At 62.8% G+C, this 2,492-nt stretch carries 2 protein-coding genes; both read left to right on the top strand.

Features of this window, described 5'->3' with window-relative positions; all coding sequences use genetic code 11:
• Positions 1-358: 358 nt before the first annotated feature.
• Complete coding sequence (locus tag JYJ84_RS34040; RefSeq protein ID WP_175221362.1) at positions 359-1,519, top strand: porin; 1,161 nt, start codon at positions 359-361, stop codon at positions 1,517-1,519.
• A gap of 412 nt (positions 1,520-1,931) precedes the next feature.
• A partial coding sequence (locus JYJ84_RS34035) for a lytic transglycosylase domain-containing protein (RefSeq protein ID WP_205190086.1) occupies positions 1,932-2,492 on the top strand: 561 nt, incomplete at its 3' end.

Raw genomic sequence — 2,492 nt, 5'->3', positions numbered from 1 at the left:
CCGCGATGCCGTCGCCAGGTACGCGCGGCGCGTCGCTAACACATTCATTACACCCGGCCAATTCGATTCATTAAATAGTTATTTGATGCATCGAAAACAATATCCCGGCCACCTTGATTCCTCCCCCCATTGCCCGGAATTATCGCGAGATATGCAAGTCGCAATGGCGAAATCACAAAATGACCGCCAATTGATACGCGTTTTTTCAACAATTCAAATCCCTCGATCGCCGAGATCGGAGGACATCCCTGTCTGTCTCAGGCCACAAAAGAGAATTTCATTTTTGCCGATTCAATCGGGCTCGGTAGTCTCCTGCCATTCCGGATCACGAACACGAGCCAATGCGCAAGGAGATGACATGAAACGCACGACCCTCTCGCTGATTTCCATCGCGTCATTCGCGGCGATACCCGTCGCGCATGCGCAGTCGAGCGTCACGCTGTATGGCGTGATCGACACGTCGATCACCTACGTGAACCATGCGCAGGGCAAGGACAACGCGTGGATGCTCGGCAACAGCAGCGCGGGCAACCTGGCCGGCAGCCGCTGGGGCGTGAAAGGCACCGAGGATCTCGGCGGCGGGCTGAAGGCACTGTTCCAGCTCGAGGACGGCTTCGACCCGAGCACCGGCCGGCAGGGCCAGGGCGGCCGCCTGTTCGGCCGGCAGGCGTTCGTCGGCCTGACGAGCGACCGCTACGGCACGCTCAGGTTCGGCCGCCAGTACGATCCCCTCGTCGATCTCGTGCAGGGCATCACCGCCGACAACTATCTCGGCAGCGTGTTCGCGACGGCTGGCGACGTCGACAACTACGACAACAGCTTCCGCGTCGACAACGCGGTGAAATACACGTCGGCCGTCTATGCGGGCCTGCAGTTCTCGGCGATGTATTCGTTCGGCGGCATCGCCGGCAGCACCGGCGCCGCGAATTCGTATTCGGCCGCCGTGTCGTACAACAACGGGCCGTTCAGCGTCGCGGGTGGCTACTTCCACACGACCAACAGCCCCGCGTCGAACACCCTGCGCAGCGGCTGGACCAGCTCGTCGGACGGCACCTTCGACGGCCCGATCAACAGCGGCTATGCGAGCGCGCATTCGATCGGCATCGCGCGCATCGCGGGCCAGTACGTCGCCGGCCCGTTCACGTTCGGCCTCGGCTACAGCAACGCGCAGTACCGCCGCGATGGCAGCTCGGTGTTCGGCTCGAACGAGCACTACAACACGGGGCAAGGCTTCGTGAACTACCAGGCGACGACTGCGCTGCTGGTCGGCGTCGGCTACAGCTACACGCGCTCGGGCGGCGACACGTCGGCCACCTATCACCAGGTATCGGCCGGCGCGGACTACAACCTGTCGAAGCGCACCGACGTCTACCTGACCGCCGCCTATCAACACGCAAGCGGCCAGACCGGCGACGGCAAGGGCGGCTCGATGGCCGCGCAGGCGTCGATCGGTTCGTACGGCTATGCGGGCACGAGCTCGCAGACGATGGTCAACCTCGGCCTGCGTCACCGCTTCTGATGCCAAACGGCCGGCGCTGCGTGCCGCGCGGCCGGTCGAATCCGCATGAACCGACACGGCGGCTTCGGCCGCCGTTGTTTCCGGATCGCCGATTCATTACCTTTTTCAACCCGGATATCGACTGCCGCGCGATTTCCATCCGGTTTGATTCAACACCGATTTTCCCGAGCGAATGTCGCGACGCGCCAGTATTCCAGCGCCGCCACTGCCCCGGCATTCACGCGAAAATCCGGCCATTTTTACCGATAATGCTTCGCTGAACCCCGTGATCGGACGCGATAAAAATGCGTGGCGAACGCGCGGGCAAATGCAAAGGAAAGTTTGACGCGAGCCATTTGCGTGCTCGCTATGGCACACTTCGCGTCTGCGTAATTTCCTTGCACCGGGCGGCCGGATTCCGCCCCATCCTGCCATGCCGCGTCAGACAACCCGTTCAATCAGCCGAGAAACGCTGAAAATCGCCGCGACGATTGCAATGTCGTGCGCGCTCGCCGGCGTCGCACGGGCCGATTGCCTCGACGACGCGGCCGCGTTCCAGCACGTGAGCGTCAGCCTGATGCGCGGCATCGCGCAAGTCGAATCGGGGATGAATCCGAACGCGCTCAACACGAATACCAACGGCACGGTCGACATCGGCCTGATGCAGATCAACAGCACCTGGCTGCCGACGCTCGCGCGCGAAGGCATCACGCGGGAGAGCCTGTTCGACGCGTGCACGAACGCGTATGTCGGCGCGTGGATCCTGTCGCAGAACATCCGCCAGCTCGGCCCCAACTGGAACGCGATCGGCGCGTACAACGCCGCGTCGCCCGACAAGCGCCTCGCGTATGCGCGCAAGGTCTATGATGCAATCCGGACCATGCCGGATTCGCCGGATACACCCATGCCTATCCTTCCACCGTCCTTTACGCCGCCGCAACAGGCCCAGGCGTACAACCCGTTCGCGAGCCTGAGCGTGTCCGCACCGCAGCAG

It is taken from the genome of Burkholderia sp. LMG 13014 (assembly GCF_905232215.1).
Classification (GTDB): domain Bacteria; phylum Pseudomonadota; class Gammaproteobacteria; order Burkholderiales; family Burkholderiaceae; genus Burkholderia.
The sequence above is the reverse complement of the archived record's forward strand: the minus strand, read 5'-3'. Positions and strand labels throughout refer to the sequence as shown.